This window comes from Pseudoalteromonas sp. MEBiC 03485 (assembly GCF_004195145.1).
In the GTDB taxonomy this organism is placed as follows: domain Bacteria; phylum Pseudomonadota; class Gammaproteobacteria; order Enterobacterales; family Alteromonadaceae; genus Pseudoalteromonas; species Pseudoalteromonas apostichopi.
In genome coordinates this window covers 789,516-814,586 of the sequence record NZ_SGBT01000001.1, presented here as the reverse complement: position 1 = coordinate 814,586, position 25,071 = coordinate 789,516, and the positions used below count along the sequence as shown (strand labels likewise).

The following is a 25,071-nucleotide window of genomic DNA, read 5'->3' as shown; positions in this document are numbered from 1 at the left end:
CCAGTTTTAGTAAGTTAAGCTAATTGGACTGTGTGCTCTGTTCTTTGAGTAATTTTTTGTGTTCTTCTAGTTGTGCTACTTGCTTTTCGAGGATAGCTATTTGGCTTTTATAGTAGGTGTTAATACGTTTGCTTTGTTTACTTATAGCGTCATCAATAGACTTTGCACCTAACCTGTTCGCAGCATCTTGCGTCATATTATTAAGTCTGTTAATACGCTCATTTTGCTGTTTTTGCAGCTCTTTGATTTCTAACTGAAGGCGGTCTATTTCGCGATCCGCTTTTTGAATTTTTAAGTAATCCTCGACACTTAAGTCGGTTGGTTTTTGTTGTTTCTGTTCTTGCTCTGTGGCTGGAGTGAGATTACTTACTGGTGATGGTGTAATTTTTACGATTTCAGCATCCTTACCACAAGGCTTCTCTGTAAAGGTGGCAACCCCGTCAATCATGCACTTATAAATAGTGGCTTGGCTGTAGGTGCTGGCAAATAGAGCAAGAGTAAACAGAGCAAAACGAAACATAGCATCACTTTGTGTAGCAAATAGATACTTAGCATGCATGAAATATAATGAGGTGTGCAAGTTTTTTGGGCATAAAAAAACCGCTTAAAAGCGGTTTTTAACAATAAAATGGTGGAGAAGGAGGGATTCGAACCCTCGATAGAGCTACAAACCCTATACTCCCTTAGCAGGGGAGCGCCTTCGGCCACTCGGCCACCTCTCCAGCGCATAATTCTGATTGTAATTTGCTGAAATAAATCAGCAAATAAAAATAAGTGGTGGAGAGATAGGGATTTGAACCCTAGAGGGGCTACAAACCCCTGCCGGTTTTCAAGACCGGTGCATTCGACCACTCTGCCATCTCTCCACGTCGTGATGCGAGAATAATACTTAGCTGAATCGGCTGTGTAAATAGGAAAAAGTTTGTTTGCTTGTTTTTTGAGCGTAAAGAGGGCGTTTTTTTGTAAAAAGGTTTAATTTTTTGCTGTTTTTCACTGAAAAGAAGGGGATGGGGCAGTAAACGGAGGAGCTAAAGAAGGATCTTCGTTAGTGGTTGGGTGTTTACTGCACCTAAAAAGTAACCATGGTTGGGGATTACTTATGTTGTACTGCGCCGCCAAGTGCTAACTTTTTGCCGTAGCGATTAAGTTTTGCCAACATTTTAGCTTTGCGGTTTGTTGGTTTTACGGCAACATGAGTTGCAGCGTTTTGGTTTAATGTATTAATTGGGTTCATTACTTTGCTCCGGGTTGTGTTTGGTTGAAAACGTGGGTATTTTGCAATCAAACTGGACAAAAATAAAACGATAAAAATTGAGTCTGCCAGATAACTTTTTCTAATCCGAAAGTGTTTTATTAACATAGGGTTAAGCTTTTGCACTTACTCTTGTTTGCATGGTTATGCAGTTGTGTTTGTAGTGAAGTGCAGGTAAATAAAGGTTTTTAACTTTTTGTATTTTTATTTATGCGTTTTTAAAGTGAGAAAGTGACTAATTATTCAGATTAATATAATTTGAGTGAGCTTGGGTTTTCGCCACGTAAGAAAAGAAGTAACCGTTGATGTTGATAATAATTAAGCCAAGTGATAAAAAAAATCATAAAAACAGTGTTGATTGGCTACTAAACGAATGTAAAAAAAGAGAGATAGAACCAGAGTTATATTTAACTACAGGCAACTTTGAGAATGATTGCGCTGAAATTGCTCTTTTAGCTAAGAGCCAGACTCAAGTTGTGGTGATTGGTGGTGATGGGACTTTGCATTTAGCTGTTAATGCATTAATGACGAGTAGCTGTTCTATTGCGCTAATTCCGGCTGGCACGGGAAATGATTTTGCTCGTGGCTTTGCTTGTCAGCAACAGGCTTGGTATGAGGCTATTTTCAATAGCCGTACTAAGTTAATTGATATTGGCCAAATCAATCAGCGCTATTTTGTTAATGTTGCGGGTATTGGTTTTGACGCTGAAGTGGTCGTCGAGTTAAACAAAGCTGGTCATTTTAGCTCGTTTGGTTATACATGGCAGGGCATTAAACAGCTATTTTCATTTCAGGCTCAGCCTCTTCAGGGAAAGTTTAATGGTAAAGCTCTCTCTTACAGTAATTTAGCGACGATTTTTGCCAATCATCACTACTTTGGAGGTGGTTTGAAAATTGCCCCTCAGGCAAAGTTAAACGATGGTCAACTGGACTGTTACTGCATGCCAGCTGGCGGCTTGTTGAAAAACCTGATCAGCTTTTTATATTTACTGCTAGTGAAGCACCACCGCTTGCAAGCACTGGAATATACCCATTTAACAAGTGCTGAAGTAACCACGAAAGGGTTGGTTATTGAAGCCGATGGTGAGTTTGTGGGTTTTACACCTGCTAAAGTTAAGGTACACAAACAAGCGTTACGTTTTCATGTACCATAAAAAAGCGCCGGCAATATTTGCCAGCGCTTGGTGTTAGAGGCGACATAGTCACTTCTAACTGGGGACGGTGCTTTTTTGTTGCAGGTTACGTGCAGCAAAAAATGCTTTAATTTGTCGAGTTGGAGTCAGCACGATAGCATTACCAAATAACACTAGGCTAAATCCCATAAAGGTGTTCGCTTGCCATTCGAATCCTTCAAATAAGGTACTTAATACCACCGCAACCAGCGGGAATAATACAATGACATAGCTTGCGCGCTCAGGGCCGATATTTTTTAGTAGTGCAAAGTAACAAGCAAATGCGATTACGGTACCAAACACTGCTAAGTACAAGAGCGATATCCAATAACTGGCCGGGGCATTCAATGTAAGCTCAACATCGCTCACTAAAACGTAAGCTGCTAGGCTTAAAGCGCTGTATAACATACCCCAGGCATTGCCCTGAAGTACGCCAATATTGCGCTGAGAATTTCGGACGCTGACCATATTACCCAATGAAGCCACAAAGGTCCCAGATAGCGCAAGTAGTAACCCGACCAACGCACCATTACTCAAGTCGAATTGCTGAATTTGTGGCCAAAACAAACTGGCAATACCTAATACGCCCAATAAAGCGCCAAAGTAAATTCGTTTAGCAATCGGCTTTGCGAAGAATAGTCTGGTATTAATAATGTTCATTAATAGCAACATAGAGAACGCAATTGAGGCCATTGCAGAGCTGAGGTAGTTCTGCGCCCAATACAGTACTAAATAATTTAAACCAAAGTTAAATAAAGCCAATAATGCAAAAAATCCGTGATCACGCAGTGAATATTGCATAGGTAGTTTTTTCGCTAGCACAAAGGTCCACATTAAAATGGCTGCAATGGCAAAACGATAAAATAAAGAGACCTCAACTGCGACATCACCTAGTTGAAACTCAATAGCTAGCCAAGTCGATCCCCAGATCAGCACTGTAGCAAGGTAGAGAGCGGCGCTTTTCATAGTTAGTACCTAAAAATTGAAAGTATGTTCATTTTAATCTGCTTCTGTATACTTAACATATACAGAAAACTAAAAATGCAACCTATACAGTTTGGTGGGCTATGTCACAAGTTATCAGTCGCAGTAACAGTGAGTTCTTATATCAACAAGTTATTCAGCTAGTTAGAGATCTTTGCTTGCAGGGCTCGCTATTACCGGGTGAGAAATTACCTTCGCTCAGAAAAATGGCAGATAAGCTAAACATTAGCATTCCTACGGTAAAACAAGCTTATCAATTACTTGAAGGGCAAGGATTGATTGAAGCGAGAGAAAAGTCTGGGTACTTTTTAAAGTCTTCTCAGTTAAATCAATCTCGGCCAAAGCGAGTCAGGCTTAGTCGAGAGCCAACCACAGTAAACAAGCAAGGATTGATTGAGCAAGTTTATGGTGCCATCCATAAAGCCAATGTGGTGCCATTTGGCATTGCTAACCCAGTAGCCGCAGCTCCGACAGATAAGGCGCTGGCAAGAACAATGCGCCGAGTAATGACACTGGCTGGCGCATCGGCAATTAATTACGGCCCGATGGATGGTTTTGCACCACTTAAAAAACAACTCATTCATCGCTATTTGGACTTTGGCATTGGTGTTGATAGCGATGAGTTAGTGATCACCAATGGTGCCCAAGAGGCGTTGGCTATTGCCCTGAAGTGCGTTGCTAAACCCGGGGATGTTATTGCTATCGAGTCGCCTTGTTATTTTGGCATTATCGAATTAATCGAAAGCTTAGGCTTGAAGGCACTGGAAATACCGCTGTGCCCCGATGAAGGAATATGGCTTGATGACTTGGTTCAAGCACTCGATGAGCATGATATAAAAGCGTGTGTGTTTTCAACCTCATTAAATAACCCAGTTGGCAGTTTTATGCCTGATGCCAAGCGTGAGCAATTAGTGGCACTTTTAGAGCAGCGCGAGGTGGTGCTCATTGAAGATGATGTTTATGGCGACCTACATTTTACAGCTAAGCGTGCCACTCCTGCACAAGCTTATTCAAAAAAGGGGTTAGTGATCACCTGTGCCTCATTTTCAAAAACAGCCGCACCTAGTTACCGCATAGGTTGGATCATTGCAGGTAAGTTTGCTGAACAAGCAAGGCGACACAAGCGCGCGCTTAGTTGCTCTGCGCCGCTTATAAATCAGTGGACCTTGTATGAGTTTATAGCCAGTGGTGAGTACGACCGTAATATACGCTTGCTAAGACAGCGCTTGAGTACCAACAAAGAGCGTATGATTTGGTGCCTGCAGCAATATATGCCAAGTTGTGCGCGTATTAGTAACCCGCAAGGGGGCTGTGTTATCTGGGTTGATCTTGGTAGCCAATATGATGCGGTAAAACTATTTCATTTGGCACTTGAGGCAGGGATTAGTATTACCCCTGGGTTGATATTCTCAGCGGGTAAAAAGTACCGTAGTTGTTTTCGCTTAAGCTATGGTTTGCCTTGGTCTGAAAGTTTGGAACAGGCGATTAAAACGTTATCGCAACTGACCGTGCTGGCCAAAAAATAAAAAAGCGCAGAGCAAGCTCTGCGCGAAAGGATCAAGTGTTTTGGTTCAGGGATGTTAATTTCTTAACTGGTCAATTACTCTGCGTTCTGTTTAAAAGTAAATAATTGATATTCTTTTAGCTGTGGTACTAGAACCACTAATTCTTGTTCTTTATGAGCGATATCAGCAAAACTGCCACATAATGCATCTGCTCGCTCTTCTAGCTGAGTTGCTTGGGTTTCTACGCGAGCTTCGATTTGTGCGCCCATGTTTTCCATACGTTGCTCAAACTCATCCATGTCGCCACCCGAACCTAAAAGCTCAGAGCCAAGAGCCACTAAAATACTGCCCATCGATTGCATCATGGCTGACTCTACTGCTGATTCGATTTGCTCATCGAATTGATCTTCAAAGTTTTGGCCAAATTTTTCAAAGTTTTGTTGACCCATTGTGAACGCACCTTGTTGGTAGAAAGCGTTTTGCACTTCTACGCTGATATCGTCCATTAATTCTGAAATGTCACTTAGGCCATCAATGTTGAAAGCATTTGATACTTCTTCGATTGCTACGCCGGCTATTTTTACACCATCAAGTGCGATATTAGCTACTTCAGGAAGTTGGCTGCGCAAGCTGTCTGAGTAATCTGCAATTGCTTGCTGTTGTGAAGCATTAAGGGATACGCTTTGGCCATCGATATATAAAGTATGTTGGTCGATGATTTTCATGCTGCGATTATCGGCTGTGTATACTTCTAACTCACTTGGAGTGATACGCACATCATTTATAAATTCGACATCACATTGCTCACCGCTGAATGAAATATTTGTATCATTATCGTTATGAGCCATTGCGCTGGTAGCGATAAATAAAGAACTTAGTAACAATAACTTTTTCATTTTTTTCTTTCCTGTTTGAAATGACATAAAAATATAATCAAATAGGATGCCAAATATTATAAATTCATTTATTTCATTGGCTTATGGTGTTTTAGGGTTTTTATTGGAAGTGCACGGAATAATTTTTTAACCATTTTTTAGTCAAATTAACTAAAAAATACACATGCATAAATGACTTTTATCGAAACGATAAAAAACTCTCACTTTTCAGAAATCAAATTTAGCGCTATTTATTCACAATATTGACATATGACCTATTTAGCATGGGTGTATGGCTTTATTTTGGTGGTTTTTTAGATACTAAATAACTACTGAGCTTTTTAATCTTTGCCAATTCATCGAGCAAATTTTAATCTCAAGAATTGGTCTCAAACACTTTATGGAGTGGGTTGTGGGTAAGACATTTAGTTATGACGCGCTAGATGACGATTTTGTTGAAGACGAGTACGAAATGGTCGGGCGTAATCAACACGACAAGAAAAAGCAACGCGTTAAGAAGAAGTTGGAAGACTATCTTGAACAAAAACGCTTGCGTAGAAACTTAGGCGATGACGACTTTGATGAGTACTTGAACGACTAAGCATAAATTTAAATAAAGAGGCTATTTGCCTCTTTATTGCTTTAAGGCCTTATTACTTGCTCAAAGCGGCAAGAATGTCTGATTCGAACTGCTCAGGTTTTGTAAGTGGCGCGTATCGTTTAATTGCTTTGCCGTCTTTACCAATTAAAAATTTGGTGAAGTTCCATTTTATTTTGCGGGTAATAAAACCAGGCAGCTCTGATTTTAGATATCTAAACACAGGGTGAGCATGCTCGCCATTTACGTCAACCTTACTCATCATCAAAAAGCTCACACCATAGTTAATTAAGCAGCCTTCTTTTATTTCTTTAGCATCACCAGGTTCTTGTTTACCAAATTGATTACATGGAAAGCCAATTATTACCAAGCCTTGTTCATGGTACTTATCATGAAGTACTTGTAAGCCTTCGTATTGCGGGGTGAAACCGCATTTACTCGCTGTATTTACAACAAGTACGACCTTATTTTCAAAATCAGAAAAATCGACAGTTTGGCCTTGTAGGCTGGTGGCAGAGAGTTGGTGAAATTCGTTCATAATGATAACTTTTTATTATTGTTACACTGATTCTAACTTGCTTGTCATATTTCTAAAAGAGCAAATATTAATCAGCAAATGCATTGGTTAAATGTTCTATTAGTAAACGTACACGAAACGGTAATAGATCTTTTCTTGGGTAGACTAACCAAGATGCGTTATCGCCAACCTGAAACTCTTCAAGAATGCTTACTAATTGCCCATTATTTAAAAAAGGTTCCACGATATCTAACGCTAAATGGGCAATGCCAACTCCTGCTACTGCGGCATTTAAAATAGCCTGCGGGTGGTTGCTACGCCAATTACCATCGATACGAACTTCTTTAATTTGATCGTCAATATTAAATCGCCAGCGCTTTCGCATGGTAATTAAGCAGTTATGCTCAGCAAGGTCATAAGGCGTTTTAAGAGAAGGGTGACTGGCTATGTATTCAGGGCTAGCAACGAGGGTCATGACGCGCTTACATAAAGGGCGTGCAATTAAGTTTGAGTCTTGCATCCTGCCAAAGCGAATGGCTAAATCAAAGCCTTCTTCAACTAAGTTGACATTGCGACTATTAAAGTCGAGATCGACCTCTACCTCAGGGTAGCGTTTTACAAATTCTGCGACTTTGGGGGCGATTTGGTTAGCTACAAACTCGCCCGCACCCGTTATTCTTATTAGTCCTTTTGGTTGGCGCTGCTCACCTTGTAATTGATTGTTTGCATCAATTAACTCTTGGCGTATAGCTTTTAACTTAACAGCGTATTCACGCCCTGCATCAGTGAGACTAATTTTACGAGTGGTGCGCTGAAATAGCACAGAACCTAAACGATTTTCAAGTTGTTGTACTTGCCGACTGATATGTGAAGTTGATACTTCCATAGCTTTAGCTGCGTGTGTAAAACTGCCGTGCTCAACAACATATAAAAATTCCTCTAAGCCTTGCCACATTATCTTTACCCTAAGTTTTTCAGTAAATTTAAAGCAGTTTAAGTGGTTTATTATTGCATGTCTGCAAAAGTGATTATTTATTTGCTCCCTTTATCCCTGTATAAAAATAAATACAATAGTTGTGTCACTGATTAATACTCACAAATATAAGGGAGTAAGCATGTTAAATTTTAGCTTTGAGAATCCAACCAAAATTCATTTTGGTGAGCAGCAAATTAAAGAAATTCAAAACGAGATCCCAAAGAATGCCAAGGTACTTGTTACTTATGGTGGCGGCAGCATTAAGAAAAATGGCGTTTATGATCAAGTTAAAGCCGCATTGATTGAACATACTTGGTTTGAATTTGCGGGAATTGAGCCAAATCCAAGCTACCAAACATGCATGAAAGCTGTAGAGCTAGTTAAAGAGCAGCAAATTGACTATATCCTTGCTGTCGGCGGTGGCTCTGTCGTGGACGGAAGTAAATTTATTGCTGCTGCGGCTGAGTTTGCTGGCGAACCATGGGATATTTTAGCAAAAGGTGCTGAAGTGAAATCAGCAGTGGCACTGGGCGTTGTTCTAACACTGCCTGCAACAGGTTCTGAATCAAACACTTTCAGTGTGGTATCAAACTTAGATACTCAAGATAAGTTGCCGTTTGCAAGTGAGTTTGTGCGCCCTCGCTTTGCTGTCTTAGATCCCGCGGTGACATTCTCATTGCCTGAGCGTCAGGTAACTAATGGGATTGTTGATGCGTTTGTGCACACAATGGAGCAATACCTTACTTATGATGTCGGTGCCAAATTACAAGACCGCTTTGCTGAGGGGATTTTAATGACCCTTATTGAAGAAGGTCCGAAGGCATTCTCTGAGCCAGATAACTATCAAGTACGCGCGAATATTATGTGGTCAGCGACTATGGCACTTAATGGTTTGATTGGTGCTGGTGTGCCACAAGACTGGGCGACTCATATGATTGGTCATGAAATGACCGCGGTGTACGGTTTGGACCATGCACAAACATTAGCGATTGTATTACCTCGTATGATGGCTGAACAAAAAGACACCAAGCGTGGCAAGTTATTACAATATGCTGAGCGAGTATTAGGCCTTGATATCAGCGATGAAGATGCGGCTATTGATAGCGCAATTGCTGCGACAGAAGCATTTTTCCATAGTGTTAAAATGCCAACTCGTTTAAGCGACTATAAGCTCGATGAAAGTGTCGCAGATAAACTTGTCGCTCAGCTGGAACGCCACGGTATGACGGCTCTAGGTGAGCGTGAGCAAGTTACACTTGAGAAAAGCCACGCAATTTTACTTGCCAGTGTTTAACTTAAGATTATAAATAATCCCATCCCTGCTAGTGTTGTGTAGTAAATGTTATGTGTTCTATAAGCCACTATAACAGATACTACTGCAGCACTTAGGTAGGGATTTTGCCAATCTAAATTTATCCCTTCGTCATTAATAAACACAATGGGTACCCAAATCGCGGTAAGTACTGCTGGGGCGCTAAAACTTAAAAATTGCTGCATTTTCGGGCCAACTTTAAAGGGTAATGCGCGGTGCAAAAATAAGTAACGTGTGAAGAAGGTGATACACGCCATCAATAAAATAGTGGTCATCATTGTGTATGCTCCTCTTTTGCTTGCCAGCGACTAATTAGGTAACCGACAGTCATGGCAATAAGGGCTGCTGTGACAAGCCAAAGTTGAAAGCCCTGACTTTTTAATAGTGTTGCAACAACACCTGCTGTGATCACAGTAGCTAGTGTCGCTAGGTTTTTTACACCAGGAATAACTAAAGCAATAAAAGTAGCAGCGATAGCAAAATCAAGCCCCAGGTGCGTTAAATCAGGTAGTAAGCTACCTGCGACGATACCAAGCAGAGTCCATATATTCCAAGCAATATAAAAGCTAAACCCGGCACTTAGCGCGTAAATCAAGCGCACTTTCGTTCTATACGCTCTGTGATGATGCGAAAAAGCAAACAATTCATCAGTAAGTACAAAGCTAACTGGAAGTCGCCAACGAAACGGCTGGTCTATGACTTTGTGACGAATAGCTAAACCATACAAAAAGTGCCGCGAGCTAATAATGAGTGTGGTAAACAAAATTGTTAATAGCGGGGTATTTCCAGCCATTAACTCAATTGCGACGAGCTGAGCAGAACCAGCAAATACCAATAGCGACATAGCTTGTGTTTCAAAAGCACTAAAACCATTTTGAACGGCTAAAGAACCACATAAAATCCCCCAAGGTAACACCGCAAGACATAAAGGAAGCATGTCGAAAAACCCTTTTAGTAAGGCTCTTAATGTTGAATTATGCATCTTATCGCTCATGTTTGTTGTTATGGCTCAGATCAAAACAGCTGAAATAGAGGTGTGTCAAAATAACTGAAGTTTGTAATAATGTATAGCCGAACCCGTTATTGAAATTTCTGTCTGCAAGTCATTAGCGTCTTTTAAAGGGAAAGTTACAATGTCTAAAGTTAAAGTTTGGGATGGCTTTATAAGAAGCTTCCATTGGTTATTAGTTGCGGCCATCGCAACACTCTATTTTAGTGCTGAAGAAGGTATGTTGGAGCTGCATTTTGCTGCAGGCTACTTTACCTTGGCGCTTATTATCACACGTATTATTTGGGGTTTTATTGGTAGTCAAACGGCGAAGCTCTCTGCGCTCATTCATTCTCCTGTTGCTGCTATTAAGTCGTTTACAAGCAATGAGCACAAAGCGGGTCATGGTGCTGCGGGTAGTTATATGGTGATAGCCTTTTTTGCTTTACTCATCGTGCAGTTAACTTCGGGTCTAATGACCAGTGACGATATTTTAACGGATGGCCCTCTAGTAGAGCATGTTTCTTCAGATACTGTAGAGTTTGCGGGTTGGTTACATCATTTAAATTTTGATATTTTGTTGTACGCAATTGTGCTGCACGTTTTGGCGATTGTTATTTACCGTATTAAGGGTAAAAACTTAGTGAAACCTATGTTGACCGGAAATAGCGAGCAAGTCTCAATCACTGAGCCAGTTACTAAATCACCAGTGATTGCTTTTATTATCTTTGCAGTGTGTTTAGTGGTGTTATTTACGACTTGGGGTGCTGAACCGCTCAGCTATTTACTTGGGTAAGTTGCTATAAGGCATTAAAAAGGCGCTTCTTAGCGCCTTTTTAGTTTAAATTATTACTAGACTAGTCTTTGAAAGACTTATGGCAATCTTTACAGCCTTTAGCCCATGCGCCGAATGCTTTACCAATAACTTTTTTATCGCCACTTTGTGCTGCGACAGCTAATTCATCGGCGTATTGCTGGAAAGCAACCGCTTTTTTCATAAAGGTTTCGTTGTCGCTCCAAACAGCTGCAAGCGCAGAAGTATCACCTTTATCAGAACCCGCTACAAAAGCTTCCCAAGGCATTTTTGATAGCGCTGCTGCATTGTTTGCACGCTTTTGAAAACGTTCTGCATCAAAAGGTACTTTTCCTTTTAACATATCGCCCATATCGCCAATTTGCACACGGATCATTGAAAATGCAGCCTGACGGTACTCAATTGCATCGCTTGGTTCTTCAAAAACTGAGTTTGCAGATGCACTTAGCGCCATTGTCGATAGCATAGCACCTAATACTAATTGTTTTAATTTCATTCCTTTTGCCCCTTAAGGTGTCATAAAGATAAACTAACTGAGTTTGTATCTTAGCTTAGTGTATTATTCAAGTGTATTGCGGTTAATCTTAACTTAAGTTTAATTTAGGGCGTGTTTACCTTTGTTGATTAAAATTAATCACAAAAGGTCAATACGGCCTAATCATTTATATCAATATCGGCGAAGATCATACCTCGGCGCATGCTTCTCGTTGCTAAGAAAACCTCGCCTAGTAAAGATAAAAAGCCACAGATTAACAGTGCCATAGCAGCGACAAAGCAGCTTGCAATTGTCACACTCAAGTTAATTGATTGGATATGTGATAAAAATAGACACATAACCACAGCGCACACTAATAAGGCACTGAGCACGCTTAAACTAAACGCGATATGGATGCAGCGTGAGCGTTTCAACAATGCCCTTAGTTCTGTTGTTAGTGACTTATTGAAGTCTTCATCGGTACTGACTTTAAGCTTACGTTCTAACTGTCTCGCTCGATCGGTAATACGCGCTAAGCGGTTGGAAAGTACTCCTAACGTTGCTGCAATACCTGTAATTAAAAAGACCGGTGCAACCGCTGTTTGAATTACTTTTGCCATGGTAAGAATGTTGATTACTTCTGAATTCATCTGACAGTACTCTACTTTATCAAAACTCAATACATCATATTCATTTACAAATATTTACAACTCAAAAAATCATAATAAAGTACTTAACAAACAGTTAGTTAAAGCTTTAAGCGTGCTTTGTGTTGTAAAAAATGTAATTGTTTTGTAACTGTAATGTTGTTCTTGCTTATGTTTCCGATTTATATTGGTGCTGAAACTTTGTTTCAATCACTATTTAGACGATAACATAACATATCCCAGGGGAACCCATGTCTAAAAATCTAATAAAAAGAACTGCAGTTGCTTTGGCTGTAACGAGTGCTATGTGCGCTAGTGCACAAGCCAATGATTTTTCTAAGTATAATCTTGCTGGTAAAAAGTTAATTAAAGCGAGTGCGGTAACAAAAAAAGAACAAAAAGTACGCAGTGAAGCGACTAGTTGGCTAGTTAAGTTAAATGCTCCAGCATCAATTAATGCTAAAACAATGGGTGTTGATGTAGCCTCTGTTCAAGCACAAGCAAAAGTAGCGCAAGCAAGCGTAGAACAAGCTATTAATAGCATGGACTTACCACTTGAGGTTGTTGCAAAAACATCAACACTAGTAAGCTCAATCGTAGTTAATGGTAACAAGCAAGATGTTGCTAAGTTATTATCAAACTCTCAAGTAGAGGGTATTTACCCAGTATACGATTATGAATTGCATGTTGCTGACAGCGCTGACTATATTGAAGCGACTCCATTAGTATCTAATGGATTAGCGACAGGTGAAGGTGTTCGTGTTGCTGTTCTTGATACGGGTATCGATTACACCCATAAAGCCTTTGGTGGTGCGGGTACTGATGAAGCTTATGCTGCTGCAATTGCTGATCCTGCTTCTGTAGATTGGCCACAAGGTAAAGTATTAGGCGGTTATGACTACATCAATTATGATAACGATCCAATTGATGTGACAACTAACCACGGTACACACGTTTCTCACTCTGTTAACGGTATTGCGCCAAACGTAGATCTATTCGTTTACTCTGTATGTAACAGTGGTTGTCCTGGTCTTGCACAACTTCTCGCGCTTGAAAGCGCAATGGACCCTGATGGTAATGGTGACATTAGCGACCGTGTTGATGTAATTAACATGTCTTTAGGTGGTGACTACGGTGATATTGCCAATGATGCTGTTGGTCTATTCATCAACCAAGCTGTTAAGCTTGGCACAAACGTTGTAATTTCAGCAGGTAATGACGGTGCATATCCTTTCATCGTTGGTGGCCCAAGTACCACTGAGAACGCACTTTCAGTAGGTGCGATGACTCACCCTACCGGTGAAGAGTCAATTGGTAGCGGTACAATTAATGGCGAAGAAGCAATTGTTCAGCCTGCAAGCTTTGGTCCGCAAACTGCATTTAGCTACACTAATGAAAACTTGGATCTTGTTTACCCAGATGCAAACCAGACAGCGTGTGAAGCGTTTGCTGATGACGTAGATTTCACAGGTAAAGGCGTTATCATCGACCGTGGTGCATGTGCATTTACAGTTAAGGTATTAGCTGCACAAGCTAAAGGCGCTGAGTTTGTTATTATTGCAAACAACACTGATGATGGCACGCCAGCACCTATGGGTGGTTCAGATCCTGCTGTTACTATACCTTCAATAGGTGTAACGTTTGCAGCGGGTACTGCTTTAAAAGCGGGTGGTACATTCAACCTAACAGTTGAGCGTTTAGTTCTATCTGGTGCAATTGCAGACTTCACATCGCGTGGCCCTTCAATGGGTGGTCTATTAAAACCTGAAATTACAGCACCAGGCGTAAACATCATGACTGCTCATCCTGGTCTAGGTGATGGCCTTACTGGCGCAACAGGTACTTCATTCTCTGGTCCTATCACAGCAGGTGCGGTGAGCTTATTAAAAGAAGCGCTACCAGAGCGTAATGCGCTTGAAATCAAAGCGACGTTAATGAACACTGCTAACCTAAATGTGACTATGGAGCCGTTAGCAATTAACCCGGATGCAGAACTTGCGCCAATTAGTTACATCGGTGCGGGTCTTGTTGATGTAAACAAAGCTGCAAATTTACCTGTAGCTGCGTGGGCAGCTGATACTAAGCAAGCGGCACTTTCGTTTGGTTTAGTAAGTGCATCAGAAACTGTTGAGCTAACGAAAACTGTTCAAGTTAAGAACTTCTCTAATGAAGACAAAGTTTACACACTTTCTCTTGAACAACGTTATGCAGATGACGTTGAGCGTGGTTCATTCTCACTTGATTACCCAGATTCAATCACTGTTCCTGCGGGTCAAACTATGTCATTTGATGTGACAGCAACAATTGATCCGGCAACGTTACCAGAATGGACATTAACGGATGATAATATCGGCTCACAAGATGCAACGGCTGATTTAACCAAACTAGAGCTTGATGGTGCGCTAATCTTCTCTGATGGTAGCGATGAAGCATTCCACCTTGTTTACCATGTATTACCAAAAGCAAATGCTGCGATGAGCTTCATGCCTGTAATGACAGACAATGGTGTTGCTCATCAGATAACAAATACAGGTGCGGTAGCACTTGAACCAGTGTTTGCTCCTACTGTAATGACTGATGATGTAGATGAAGACCAACGTTTTGATTTAGTGGGTGCATCTATTGAAACATTTGCAGTACCAACAGATATCTGTGATAGCGGCTATGTTACATTAACCACGATGGTTATGAATGAAGGTATTACACACTCTTACGTGGGTGGTTTCATGGCTGACTTCGATATTGACCAAGATGGTACATACGATGTTACAGTGCAAAATGGTAAACTAGAGTGGTTCTATGATGTAGAGCCGGGTACTGCGATTACCTTTACTCACGGCTATGGCAGCTCTTCGGGTAACCTCAACAATGTTTATCAAATTATTGGTAACAACCACCTTACAATGCAAAGCTGTCTAGGCGCATTTGGCCTTACTGCTGATGATATTGGTAAAGCGACTGCAAATGTACGTTTCCGTACAGAAGAAGAAACGTGGACGCCAATTGCATCAGGTGAAGGTGATGTTGCAATGGGTACATATACATTTACTGATGCATCAAGTGACGTATATGCAGCACTTGTTGATGAAGCTGGTGAAGTCGTTAGCTCATTAGAGCCTGGTGCTTCTGCAACATTATTGAATGCTGGTGCAGACTTCATGATCTTATCTGACTCAGGTTCAAAAGCGTTCGCAGCAACACCAAGCGAAGATGCTGACGTTGCTCCAGTTCTTGCTGACGCGTCATTCTCTGTAGACGAAAACACAGCGGTAGATACTGTGATTGGTTCACTAGAAGCAACTTATGGTGCTGAGCTTGCTAACCCAATCGCTGAATATATTGTAGTTAATTCTACTTCTACAGCTGTTTCAGTGACTGCATCAGGTGATGTTGTTGTTATGAATAGCGACATGCTTGACTACGATGCTGGCATGATGAGTATTGAACTTGAAGTTGTTGCAGTAGATTCTGCAGGCAATATCTCTGAGCCAGCGATGGTGACTGTTGAGGTAATGAACGTTGCTGACGAGCCAGAAGAAGTTAACCCTGTGATCGATGCTGAGCTTGGTGAATTCACGGTTCAAGAAAACGCTGCGGAAGGTACTGTAATTGGCACTGTGACTGCGACTGACCCAGATGCAGACCTGACTCCTATCGCAACATATGAAGTGACAGGTAGTGATAGCATCAGCATCAGTGATGCGGGTGAGTTAATGGTTGCTGGCGCTATCGATTATGAGCAAACAACCTCTATCGAAGTATCAGTAACTGCGGTTGACTCTGCAGGCAACATGTCAGAAGCGGTTACTATTACTATTGCAGTGACACAAGACCCGGCAGAAGATGTTGTAGCTGAAGAACCAGCGAAGAAAAAATCTTCTTCAGGTTCACTAGCATGGTTAACATTACTTGCTGCACCGTTCGCATTTATGCGTCGTCGTAAGCAAAAGTAATTACTTGATAAGTAAACAATAAAAGGGAGCTTCGGCTCCCTTTTTACATTGCTTCACAAAGGCTACTTATATGTTGCCGTTTTTTTACTTATATTGGAGACAGAATAATAAAACTAATACAGGAATCCCATGAAAGTTGGCCATTCACTTTGCCTTGCGGCACTCTCTTTAGCTGTTCTATCAGCGTGTAATAAAGTCCCAGATAATAAAGAGCAAGCCGTTATAACAGAGCAAGTTCAGGTTGTAGCTCCGCTTGCTAAAAAAATACCTCATGAAATGACCATTCATGGTGACACACGTATCGATAACTACTACTGGATGCGTGATGATGAGCGCAAAGATGCCGCTGTTATTACCCATTTAAATGCAGAAAATGCGTATGTTGAAAGCAAGCTGGCACATACTCAAACGCTACAAAACACCTTGTTCGAAGAGCTTAAAGGACGTATTGAAAAGGATGACGATACCGTACCGACAAAAAAAGGCGATTATTACTACTTCTCACAAACGCGCGGTGATGACGAATACCCAGTGTATGTGCGCAGCAAAGATAGCCAAGGAGAGGATAAGCAGGTTATCTTAAATGTGAATGAGCTGGCTAAAAATCATGACTATTTTGCCGTAACAGGTTTAGCTGTCAGCCCAAATGGCAATTTGCTGGCTTATGGTGAAGACACTGTGAGTCGCCGTATTTACACAATTAAAGTAAAAGATTTAACCACAGGTAAAATGCTCACAGAAAGCCTTGAAGGCACGGAAGGTGATGTAGTCTGGGCAAATGACAACAAAACCTTTTACTACATCAAAAAAGACCTACAAACGCTGTTAGGCTACCAAGTATATCGCCATACGCTAGGCACCCCGCAAGCCGACGACGAACTCGTTTACGAAGAGAAAAACACCAGTTACTACACCAGTATTTATAAGAGTAAAGACCAACAAGAAATCTATATTAGTCATGGCAGCACCAGTGCTTCGGGTGTATCGGTTATTGATGCTAATGATGTCAAAGCAATGCCAAAACGTTTTATTGAACGCGAAGCAGGGCTTGAATATGACATCAAAAAGTTAGGTGATTGGTATTACATCGTTACTAATTTAAATGCTGTTAACTTCCAACTGATGAAAGTGCATCGCGATAAAGCTCATGATAAAGCACAATGGCAAACGATAATTGCTGGTCGTGATAACGTGAAACTTGAAGGCATTGAGTTATTTAACAATCATTTGGTTTACGAAGAGCGAGAAATGGGGCAAACCCGAATCACTATTCGCGACCTTCGTAACCAACAAGAGCAAGTCGTTGCGTTTAATGACCCAACTTATATGGTCTTTAGTTATGGTAATCGTGAGTTAGGTAACCCTAACTTACGTGTTTACTATTCAAGTATGACGACGCCAGGCAGCAGCTACGATATCAACCTAGAAAGTGGCGAAAAAACACTGCTTAAACAGCGTAAAGTGTTAGGTGATTTTAACCCTGACAACTATGCCTCTGAGCGAGTTTATGTGACTACCCGAGATGGTGTCGATGTTCCTGTTAGCCTTGTTTATCGTAAAGACAAGTTCAAAAAAGACGGCTCTAATCCGCTTATGCAATATGGTTATGGTTCGTATGGTGCGACCATGGATCCGAGCTTTTCAAGTTCACGCTTAAGTTTGCTTGATCGTGGTTTTGTGTTTGCGATTGCGCATATTCGTGGCTCGCAAATGCTGGGTCGCCCTTGGTACGAAGACGGCAAGTTGCTGAAGAAACAAAACACCTTTAATGATTTTATAGATGTGACTAAGTCTCTAGCTGCTCAAAAGTATGCTGATAAAGATAATATTTTTGCCATGGGTGGCAGTGCGGGTGGCTTGCTAATGGGGGCTGTTGTTAATCAAGCGCCTGAGCTATATAAAGGGGTGATTGCCGCAGTACCCTTTGTTGATGTAGTTACAACTATGCTTGATGCCAGCTTACCACTCACAACGAATGAGTATGACGAGTGGGGTAACCCGAACGATAAAGTCTATTATGATTACATGCTGTCATATTCGCCGTACGACCAAGTAAAGAAGCAGGCTTACCCAAATATGTTAGTTACTACCGGTTTGCACGACTCACAAGTGCAGTATTTTGAGCCGGCAAAATGGGTTGCTAAGCTACGTGAATATAAAACCGATGATAACCTGTTGCTGTTCAAAACTGACATGGAAGCAGGGCATGGCGGTGCTTCTGGGCGCTTTAAAAGCTTGCAAGATACCGCTTTATATTACGCCTTTATGCTCGATTTGGCGGGTATCGAAAAATAATAACAACACAGGCATCCGTGATTAAGCGGGTGCCTGCATAGCTAAATTAAAACGAAATTCACTGCCTTTTCCTAAGGTACTTTTTACGTTTATTTCACTATCCATTAGGGTGAGCAGTTGCTTGCAAATAGCGAGCCCTAAGCCTGTTGAGCCTCGTTTTATACTATTACGCGCCTGATAGTGAGGTTCGAAAATCGCATTGAGTTCATCCTCATGAATACCAACCCCGGTATCAGACACTGCCACGTATAACTGATCACTTTGTTGGCTAACCTTAACGGCAATTTCACCGCCATTTGGTGTGTGCCGAATGGCATTTTCGATTAAGTTTGTAAGCACCCGCTCTAATTTTGCGATGTCTGCCGTCACGGTAAAATCGCAAATTTCGGGAATAACCTTGAGTGAAATTCCTGCTGATTGCGCTGTTAGAGCAAGCTTTGCTACACAATCATAAATCAACTCGCCCAAATTAAAAGTCTCGGATTGTATTTTTACTTGGCCGCATTCTAAATTAGCTAATTCAAAAATTTGCTCAATCAGCTGTTTTAGTTGCTGGCAATTATCCATTGCAAGGTTGAGATAATGACGTTGCTCAGGCTCGTTTAAGTGGCTATTCGGTTTATTGATCACCTCCAGAAAGCCGTGCAGTGAAGATAGCGGCGTACGTAAATCGTGTGATAAGTGAGTGAGTAACTCTCGGCGTTGTTTATCGGCTTGCTGTAATGACTGAAACTGCTCATCAATACGCGCCAGCATGGCGTTGACGCCTTTACTTAAATTGCCTATTTCATCATGAGCTGTGTAGCTAGAATCCAATGACATTTTGGTTAGGCTGTAGTTAGCCGCTTCTATTTTATTAAGCTCTTTATTGAGTTTTTTTAGTGGTAAGGTGAAAAACCGAAATAACAGCAACATCGCAATAAAGAGCGCAACTAAGGCGGCTACAAACCACATAGCGGCAAGCCAAAGGTTATCATTGGCTTTAATGTTTTTAAGGGTTGTATCGTAATCTTGCCCGCCAATAATCACGTATAAATAGCCTTGCAGCTGTTGCTGATTATGAACCGGCGCAGTTGAAAATATTTTTACGCCATCTTTGCTGCGCGGATCGTCACCATAAATCGGTGTGGCAGTTGGGTCTTCAATTAGTTTCTGTATTGGGCCTAAGTTTATTTGTTGCCTAACGACTTGCCCCGGCTTGGCTGAATAAGTCAGTAAATGACCTTCAGGGTCTACAAAATAAAACTCAAAAGCTGGGCCAAGTATCATCAGTGTGTGGAATAGGTTTTCTAGCGCATCATAGTCATACACACCTTGTTTGATCAGTGGATTGTCGTGCACTAAATGCTCGGCTAGTTGGAGGTGCAAGTTTTGCTGGGCATGGTGTACAGAGCTTTGCTCTAATTGCTTGCTCCAATTTAAAACCAGCGCACACAACAGGCTAAAAATAAGCACCAATGACCAAGCAAGTTTTTGATAAAGCGTCATTGATTTCATTAGCTTGCACTCAACTGACCTGGATTTAGTTTATAACCTACACCCCAGACTGTTTCTATAAAGGTTGCTGGGTGATGCTGCTCAAATTTACTACGTAAACGGTTTATATGAGAATTGACTGTATGCTCGTAGCCGCTGTGTTGATAACCCCATACTTGGTCAAGTAACTGTTGGCGACTAAAAACATGATTTGGGTGCTTGGCAAAGTAAACGAGTAAATCAAATTCGGTAGCGGTTAAGTTAATTGCCTTATCAGCTAAAAATGCTTGGTGGCTGGTAAATTCAATGTGAAGCTCTCCAAGTTGAATTGCCGCTTGAGCGCTGTCTTCATGATGTGATTGGGCTGCTATCAGTTGCGACCTATGCCGTAATTGAGTTTTTATTCGTGCTTGTAACTCTCTAGCGAAAAAAGGTTTGCAAATGTAATCATCAGCGCCCATTTCCAGACCAATCACTCTGTCCATGTCACTACTGAGTGCGGTTAGTAAAATAACGGCAATGCTTGGGTAGTGCTCTTTAATTTTGCGACATAAGCTCAAGCCATCCATTTGTGGTAGGTTGATATCGAGCAGTACTAAGCCATAGCTCGAACTGGCAAGCTTCTTTATTGCAGCCTCTGCGCTCGATGCTTCATCAATATGTAAGTTCAGGCAGTGTAATTGCGTGCTGATAAGTTGGCGTATTGCTCTATCATCTTCGACGATTAATAATTTTTCTTGGCGCATTGCTTACTCCAAATCACAGAGGCACATCCTTATGACCTCGGTGTAAGGAGTGCGATTATTATTGCGTCCGCGTTATCTTGATCCGAGCAACCGGGTTATCAAACTTATGCTGGCTAGTGAGCACTGAGTTTGCAAGGCCATCATCTTGACTAACCACACCTGGGTGCATTGCAACACGGTTAGTATCGTCGCGCATTTCGTTGTAACCTTCGCCTGAGTCAGCAGGACCAGGGATCGTGCCTTGTGCTTCAGAGTTAGCTTCTGTGCCTGCATCATAGGCAAAACTAGTGCGAGACAGTGACTCATTAACCGCTAACGAAGACACGTCTATAGCATTAAGACCGGTAAACGCGTCATTTGTATTCACCAACATGGTTGCTAAGCTGATTTTTAATGAATCAAGCTCACCTGTCGTCAGGGTCAATGTGACTTGCTCCCCAGGTGGTAATGGGCTTTCGTCGGAAGCTGCTTGCATTGTCATTTCTGCAGCGAGTAGCTCGCTGTTATCGCCGCCTTCAGCCATAATTTCAAGAGCTTCAGATGCTGGCTCGCCAATTTGCCAAAGCATGCCTTCTGTGTGAGCAATCACAGCAATGGGAGAAAATGGCTGGGCAGCAGTGAGGTTGACTACCTCCACCATAAATTGATGATTTGTCGCCATCTCACCCATTTCCATTGTCATTTCTTCAAGCGCTTCATCCATGTTGTCTGATGATTTATCTGAATCCCCACAGGCTGCAAGGCCGGCGCTCAATGCGAGGATAATTAAGCTTTTTGAAAAGCGCATAATAACCTCCTATTTAACCGTAACTGTTAGCATCGCAACTGGGTTTAACCATCTGTGTACTGTGTTATCGAGATCGCTCATCCCCGCTTCTAAATCGTCGTCACCTAAATTACCCGGATGAATATGCACCATCATATTTGTTTCGCTACTGGTGACGCCGCTGCCATTCATACCCGCATTGCCACCCGGTGCAGCAGGAATGCCTGGCGTGCCCGGCATGCCTGAGCCCTCAACAACAAGCTCATCATTGGCTTCGGTACCCGCATCATACGCATTGAGATAAACAGTGTAGGTACCAGCTTCTGCTGGGATCATCCAACTATCTAAACCTACAAAGCCATCATTGGTAGGCAGTAGCATTGCTGTTAGAGATAAGTAGTTATTGCCATCCTTGGTGGATAAGCTAGCCATCGTTGAGCTTGCTGGTGCCAGTAAACCTTCAGCTGGGTTGGCAACCATATCGCTGTTTGCGGCTGTGGCTTCACTCATTAACGGCTCGAGATTGCCGCCCTCAGCCATCGTTTGTAAGGCTGTAGAAGCAGGCATTGCAACGCTGAAAAGTTTGTTGTCACTGTTATGAGCAGTAATGAGAATAGGGGTAAAGTGTAAACCTTGCGTGAGGTTAGTTAGTTTTATATCAAGCTCAGCAGCGTGGCTTGCAAGGCTGGTTACTGCGCATGCAGCGAACAAAGTTAAAGGTAAAGCTTTCATATTAGATTCCTGTTTTTGATGATTCAATATCAGTATCGAATAGCAATATCCAGAAACCTTCACGAAGTTATCACATTTTTATCACAACGTTGATTACAGCCTTTTGTGTTGGTTGAGAGCTTTAAATTTAATCAATTTAGCTAGGGTAAAAGGTCATTAAGGTTTATAGTAGAGAAATAAACAGACCCATAACAAGGAATTTAAAATGGATGATAATCAAAAAGTTGAAATAATTGTGGCAGATAAAGAGCAGCGCATGTGGGCAATGTTTTGTCACTTAAGTGCCTTAGCTGGCTTGCTTTTCCCGTTCGGCTCGGTAATTGGGCCTTTGATTGTTTGGCTTGTAAAAAAAGAAGAAATGCCGCTCGTTGCAGAGCATGGCCGCAAGTCATTAAACTTTCAATTAACCATGATGATCGCCTACATTGTCTGCTTCATGCTGATGTTTGTTGTCATTGGTGTCATTCTGCTACCATTGGTAGCGCTATTCTCATTAATTATGGTGGTAGTATCGGCGATTAAAGCCAACGATGGTAAAGAAGTTAAATACCCAATGGCGATAGAATTTATAAAGTAAGGTGGTTTGGGTATATTAAAAGCTCAGCCGTTTGCTGAGCTTTTTTATGTGATGTTTATGGCCTATTTATCGTTATTTCTCAGCGCGTTTATTTCCGCAACCTTATTACCTAGCTCTTCAGAATTAGTGATGACTGCTATGATAGCCAGTGGTGACTATCTACTTTGGTTGTTATGGCTAAGTGCAACCCTGGGCAATGTGCTTGGGAGTTGCGTGAATTATTGGCTGGGCACGCAAGTCATGCGATTTAAAGACCGCAAATGGTTTCCCGTTTCAGAAAAGTCGATAGACAAAGCCGAAAAGCAATTCAATAAGTACGGTATTTACAGTTTGTTGTTTGCTTGGCTGCCTATTGTCGGGGACCCTTTAACGGTTGTTGGCGGAATTTTTAGGGTTAAGTTTTCGCTCTTTTTGTTTCTCGTAACCCTAGGCAAAGGCGCACGTTATTTAGCTGTGCTTGCCTTTGCGGTAGGGCTAGAAAAACTATTTTAGCTTTTTTGCCAATCAAGGGTCAGTGATACTGAATCAGCAAAACGCAGCGCATGAGGTTTATCGACGCGCACTTTGGCATAGTGAACACTTTGATGCTGGTGGCAAATTGCTAAAATTTCAGCAACCAATTTTTCTAACAGCAAAAAGTGGCCTTCTTCGACAAGGCTGATCACTTCTTTGGTGATGGTCTTGTAGTTTAGTGCTTTATCAACCGCATCAGTCTCACAAGCTTGATCAGCAGGGTAATGAATTTCTAAATTAATCACTACATCTTGTTTTTTCTCACGTTCCTCAGGGTTAAAACCAATAAAGGTTCGTAGCCTGAGATTAGTGACATTAATAATTGCGTTGGCCATCATTACCCTCTAACTAGTTGTAAGAACTCGTTACGGGTTTTTGGATCGGCTCTGAAGTTACCTAACATAACTGATGTACGCATACTCGAGTTTTGCTTTTCAACACCGCGCATCATCATACACATGTGCTTTGCTTCAACAATTACGCCAACGCCTTTCGCACCAGTCACTTCTTCAACCGCTTTAGCAATTTGGTGGGTTAGCTGTTCTTGAATTTGAAAACGACGAGCATACATGTCAACAATACGAGCAAACTTTGACAAGCCAAGTACTTTACCGTTTGGAATATAAGCAATATGACAGCGGCCAACAAACGGCAGTAAGTGATGTTCACACATAGAGTAAAGCTCAATGTCTTGGATCAATACCATATCATCGGCATCTGAAGTAAATACCGCATTGTTGGTGATTTCATCTAATGTTTGACGATAGCCTTTAGTCAGATACTCCATCGCTTTTGCAGCGCGCTTTGGTGTGTCGAGTAATCCTTCACGAGCAGGATCTTCACCCACTGCGCTAATTATTTGCTGGTAACTGTTTTTTAAATCATCGTGCATAGCTTTCTCAGTAATTCGTTATTTTAAATGTCTGCCACCATCAACAGGCATAGAACGACCTGTGATGTAGTGACTGTTTAGTAATAGTTCTACGCTGTTAATAATCTCGGCGCAGCCGGGCTCAATGCCCATTAGCGATTTCTTTAATGTTTTTGCTTTGTACTCGTCGCTGTCGTGTTCGTTAAAAATGATCAACGAAGGCGCAATTGCATTTACTTTAATGGCAGGTGCGAATTTAGCAGCAAACGACTTGGTTAAATTATCAAGCGCCGCTTTACTTGCAGCATAAGCTAGGTGTTTAGGACTGCCTTTCTCAACGACATAATCGGTTAAATGAATAATATCTGCGGCTTGGCCACTGTTTTGCTGATAATGTAATAGCAAGTCAGAGGCTGCTAAATTGATTAAATAGGGCGCTTTGGCGTGAATACGCATCATGTTGTCAAATAGGTCTGCGTAATCGTGGTTATTTGCTTCACAGTCCCAGCTAGACGCATTATGGATAATTGCTTTGAGTTGGTTGGTATGGGTTTTTAATTCTTCAATAAAATGCCCGATAGCTTGGTCATTATTAAAATCGGCATGGATACAAATGGCACCTTTACCTGCAAGCACATCAATCGCTTCATGACGGGTACGGTAAGTTACTATTATTTCTTGCCCTTGCGCTAAAAAGTGCTCGGCCACAGCGAGTCCAATACGTTGGCCTGCGCCAGTAATTAAAATGGGCGATGACATAAACTAATATAAAACCTTAGATTTTTGATTTGAAAAGTAATGTATTTAACTGTAACAACTATAAACCAAATTACAGAACTATTTCACCTTTACTGCATTCATGTTGCCAAACATTCTACGCAATACTGGCAATCATAGATCAGTTGCCCGGTTTTCAGTCTCAGGCATAATAGCCATACTTGATACTTTTCTTTTTCATTATGCTTGCTGTCATTAAATCATTTAGCTGGCTACGAACCGTACCATGGCTATTTATTATCGCTGTTTA

The 25,071-nt window shown here is 41.5% G+C and carries 26 protein-coding genes and 2 tRNA genes; 9 read left to right on the top strand and 19 right to left on the bottom strand.

Translation table 11 applies throughout. From position 1 onward, the window contains the following. Window positions 1-19: 19 nt before the first annotated feature. From EVU92_RS03830 to EVU92_RS21545, 4 genes are all read right to left on the bottom strand, one after another. On the bottom strand, window positions 20-520 hold the full coding sequence (locus EVU92_RS03830) for a DUF4124 domain-containing protein (RefSeq protein WP_167658791.1): 501 nt from the start codon (window positions 518-520) through the stop codon (window positions 20-22). A 109-nt stretch (window positions 521-629) separates the two neighbouring features. After that, a tRNA-Ser gene (locus EVU92_RS03825) sits at window positions 630-722 on the bottom strand. 53 nt (window positions 723-775) lie between these two features. Beyond that, window positions 776-866 (bottom strand) — tRNA-Ser (locus EVU92_RS03820). A 227-nt stretch (window positions 867-1,093) separates the two neighbouring features. Further along, a complete protein-coding gene (locus EVU92_RS21545; protein WP_166341396.1) occupies window positions 1,094-1,234 on the bottom strand; it encodes a hypothetical protein in 141 nt (46 codons plus the stop codon). 323 nt (window positions 1,235-1,557) lie between these two features. Here EVU92_RS21545 and EVU92_RS03815 point away from each other — a divergent pair, with 323 nt between their 5' ends. After that, window positions 1,558-2,406, top strand: coding sequence for a YegS/Rv2252/BmrU family lipid kinase (locus EVU92_RS03815; RefSeq protein WP_130050081.1), 849 nt, complete (start codon window positions 1,558-1,560; stop codon window positions 2,404-2,406). A 54-nt stretch (window positions 2,407-2,460) separates the two neighbouring features. Here the strand turns inward: EVU92_RS03815 and EVU92_RS03810 are convergent, their stop codons facing one another. After that, the gene (locus tag EVU92_RS03810) at window positions 2,461-3,390 is read right to left on the bottom strand and encodes a DMT family transporter (protein ID WP_130050080.1); all 930 of its coding nucleotides are present in this window, start codon (window positions 3,388-3,390) and stop codon (window positions 2,461-2,463) included. Between the two features lie 101 nt (window positions 3,391-3,491). Here EVU92_RS03810 and EVU92_RS03805 point away from each other — a divergent pair, with 101 nt between their 5' ends. Next, on the top strand, window positions 3,492-4,934 hold the full coding sequence (locus EVU92_RS03805) for a PLP-dependent aminotransferase family protein (RefSeq protein WP_130050079.1): 1,443 nt from the start codon (window positions 3,492-3,494) through the stop codon (window positions 4,932-4,934). Window positions 4,935-5,008: 74 nt separating this feature from the next. Here the strand turns inward: EVU92_RS03805 and EVU92_RS03800 are convergent, their stop codons facing one another. Continuing rightward, a complete protein-coding gene (locus EVU92_RS03800) occupies window positions 5,009-5,809 on the bottom strand; it encodes a YggN family protein (RefSeq protein ID WP_130050078.1) in 801 nt (266 codons plus the stop codon). A gap of 391 nt (window positions 5,810-6,200) precedes the next feature. Here EVU92_RS03800 and EVU92_RS03795 point away from each other — a divergent pair, with 391 nt between their 5' ends. Continuing rightward, complete coding sequence (locus tag EVU92_RS03795) at window positions 6,201-6,389, top strand: hypothetical protein (protein ID WP_082389337.1); 189 nt, start codon at window positions 6,201-6,203, stop codon at window positions 6,387-6,389. Between the two features lie 52 nt (window positions 6,390-6,441). On the opposite strand, the gene EVU92_RS03790 is transcribed toward EVU92_RS03795, so the two are convergent. Together EVU92_RS03790 and EVU92_RS03785 are read right to left on the bottom strand one after the other, a co-directional pair. Continuing rightward, window positions 6,442-6,924: a glutathione peroxidase gene (locus EVU92_RS03790; protein WP_130050077.1), complete on the bottom strand. Its 483-nt coding sequence runs from the start codon at window positions 6,922-6,924 to the stop codon at window positions 6,442-6,444. A gap of 67 nt (window positions 6,925-6,991) precedes the next feature. Further along, window positions 6,992-7,858 (bottom strand): LysR family transcriptional regulator, encoded by an 867-nt coding sequence (locus tag EVU92_RS03785; protein ID WP_130050076.1) that lies wholly within the window; start codon window positions 7,856-7,858, stop codon window positions 6,992-6,994. 160 nt (window positions 7,859-8,018) lie between these two features. Here EVU92_RS03785 and EVU92_RS03780 point away from each other — a divergent pair, with 160 nt between their 5' ends. Beyond that, window positions 8,019-9,173: an iron-containing alcohol dehydrogenase gene (locus EVU92_RS03780; protein WP_130050075.1), complete on the top strand. Its 1,155-nt coding sequence runs from the start codon at window positions 8,019-8,021 to the stop codon at window positions 9,171-9,173. Here the strand turns inward: EVU92_RS03780 and EVU92_RS03775 are convergent. Continuing rightward, on the bottom strand, window positions 9,170-9,469 hold the full coding sequence (locus tag EVU92_RS03775) for an AzlD domain-containing protein (RefSeq protein WP_130050074.1): 300 nt from the start codon (window positions 9,467-9,469) through the stop codon (window positions 9,170-9,172). The two genes, EVU92_RS03780 and EVU92_RS03775, sit on opposite strands and share 4 nt — an antisense overlap. Further along, window positions 9,466-10,173 (bottom strand): AzlC family ABC transporter permease, encoded by a 708-nt coding sequence (locus EVU92_RS03770; RefSeq protein ID WP_130050073.1) that lies wholly within the window; start codon window positions 10,171-10,173, stop codon window positions 9,466-9,468. Before EVU92_RS03770 ends, EVU92_RS03775 begins: the two co-directional genes overlap by 4 nt. Before the next feature lie 151 nt (window positions 10,174-10,324). Between EVU92_RS03770 and EVU92_RS03765 the strand changes: the two genes are divergently transcribed. After that, on the top strand, window positions 10,325-10,975 hold the full coding sequence (locus EVU92_RS03765; protein WP_130050072.1) for a cytochrome b/b6 domain-containing protein: 651 nt from the start codon (window positions 10,325-10,327) through the stop codon (window positions 10,973-10,975). Window positions 10,976-11,036: 61 nt separating this feature from the next. Here EVU92_RS03765 and EVU92_RS03760 read toward each other — a convergent pair whose 3' ends face one another. Together EVU92_RS03760 and EVU92_RS03755 are read right to left on the bottom strand one after the other, a co-directional pair. Then, window positions 11,037-11,489 (bottom strand): cytochrome c, encoded by a 453-nt coding sequence (locus EVU92_RS03760; RefSeq protein ID WP_130050071.1) that lies wholly within the window; start codon window positions 11,487-11,489, stop codon window positions 11,037-11,039. 158 nt (window positions 11,490-11,647) lie between these two features. Then, on the bottom strand, window positions 11,648-12,118 hold the full coding sequence (locus tag EVU92_RS03755) for a DUF2721 domain-containing protein (RefSeq protein ID WP_063700612.1): 471 nt from the start codon (window positions 12,116-12,118) through the stop codon (window positions 11,648-11,650). 248 nt (window positions 12,119-12,366) lie between these two features. On the opposite strand from EVU92_RS03755, the gene EVU92_RS03750 reads away from it, so the two are divergent. Both EVU92_RS03750 and EVU92_RS03745 read left to right on the top strand, forming a co-directional pair. Continuing rightward, complete coding sequence (locus EVU92_RS03750; protein WP_130050070.1) at window positions 12,367-16,068, top strand: S8 family serine peptidase; 3,702 nt, start codon at window positions 12,367-12,369, stop codon at window positions 16,066-16,068. Window positions 16,069-16,197: 129 nt separating this feature from the next. Further along, window positions 16,198-18,363 carry a S9 family peptidase gene (locus EVU92_RS03745; RefSeq protein WP_130050069.1) on the top strand — a complete coding sequence of 722 codons (2,166 nt, stop codon included), beginning with the start codon at window positions 16,198-16,200 and terminating at the stop codon, window positions 18,361-18,363. 21 nt (window positions 18,364-18,384) lie between these two features. On the opposite strand, the gene EVU92_RS03740 is transcribed toward EVU92_RS03745, so the two are convergent. From EVU92_RS03740 to EVU92_RS03725, 4 genes are read right to left on the bottom strand one after another with little or no spacing between them, the layout of a single operon-like run. Further along, the gene (locus EVU92_RS03740) at window positions 18,385-19,860 is read right to left on the bottom strand and encodes a HAMP domain-containing sensor histidine kinase (RefSeq protein WP_130050068.1); all 1,476 of its coding nucleotides are present in this window, start codon (window positions 19,858-19,860) and stop codon (window positions 18,385-18,387) included. Then, window positions 19,860-20,585, bottom strand: coding sequence for a response regulator transcription factor (locus tag EVU92_RS03735; RefSeq protein WP_130050067.1), 726 nt, complete (start codon window positions 20,583-20,585; stop codon window positions 19,860-19,862). Before EVU92_RS03735 ends, EVU92_RS03740 begins: the two co-directional genes overlap by 1 nt. Before the next feature lie 58 nt (window positions 20,586-20,643). After that, window positions 20,644-21,372 (bottom strand): spondin domain-containing protein, encoded by a 729-nt coding sequence (locus tag EVU92_RS03730; protein ID WP_130050066.1) that lies wholly within the window; start codon window positions 21,370-21,372, stop codon window positions 20,644-20,646. Window positions 21,373-21,381: 9 nt separating this feature from the next. Continuing rightward, complete coding sequence (locus EVU92_RS03725) at window positions 21,382-22,083, bottom strand: spondin domain-containing protein (RefSeq protein ID WP_130050065.1); 702 nt, start codon at window positions 22,081-22,083, stop codon at window positions 21,382-21,384. A 205-nt stretch (window positions 22,084-22,288) separates the two neighbouring features. Between EVU92_RS03725 and EVU92_RS03720 the strand changes: the two genes are divergently transcribed. Beyond that, a complete protein-coding gene (locus EVU92_RS03720) occupies window positions 22,289-22,660 on the top strand; it encodes a DUF4870 domain-containing protein (protein ID WP_130050064.1) in 372 nt (123 codons plus the stop codon). A gap of 57 nt (window positions 22,661-22,717) precedes the next feature. Then, complete coding sequence (locus EVU92_RS03715) at window positions 22,718-23,152, top strand: YqaA family protein (protein WP_130052219.1); 435 nt, start codon at window positions 22,718-22,720, stop codon at window positions 23,150-23,152. On the opposite strand, the gene folX is transcribed toward EVU92_RS03715, so the two are convergent. Genes folX through folM form a run of 3 tightly spaced genes read right to left on the bottom strand, consistent with a single transcriptional unit; the run spans window position 23,149 to window position 24,803 of the window. Further along, the gene (gene folX / locus EVU92_RS03710) at window positions 23,149-23,508 is read right to left on the bottom strand and encodes a dihydroneopterin triphosphate 2'-epimerase (protein WP_054554637.1); all 360 of its coding nucleotides are present in this window, start codon (window positions 23,506-23,508) and stop codon (window positions 23,149-23,151) included. The two genes, EVU92_RS03715 and folX, sit on opposite strands and share 4 nt — an antisense overlap. Window positions 23,509-23,510: 2 nt before the next feature. Beyond that, on the bottom strand, window positions 23,511-24,065 hold the full coding sequence (gene folE / locus EVU92_RS03705; protein ID WP_063700628.1) for a GTP cyclohydrolase I FolE: 555 nt from the start codon (window positions 24,063-24,065) through the stop codon (window positions 23,511-23,513). Window positions 24,066-24,083: 18 nt separating this feature from the next. Beyond that, entirely contained in the window at window positions 24,084-24,803 is a 720-nt protein-coding gene (gene folM / locus EVU92_RS03700; RefSeq protein ID WP_130050063.1) for a dihydromonapterin reductase, read from the bottom strand. Between the last annotated feature and the right edge of the window lie 268 nt (window positions 24,804-25,071).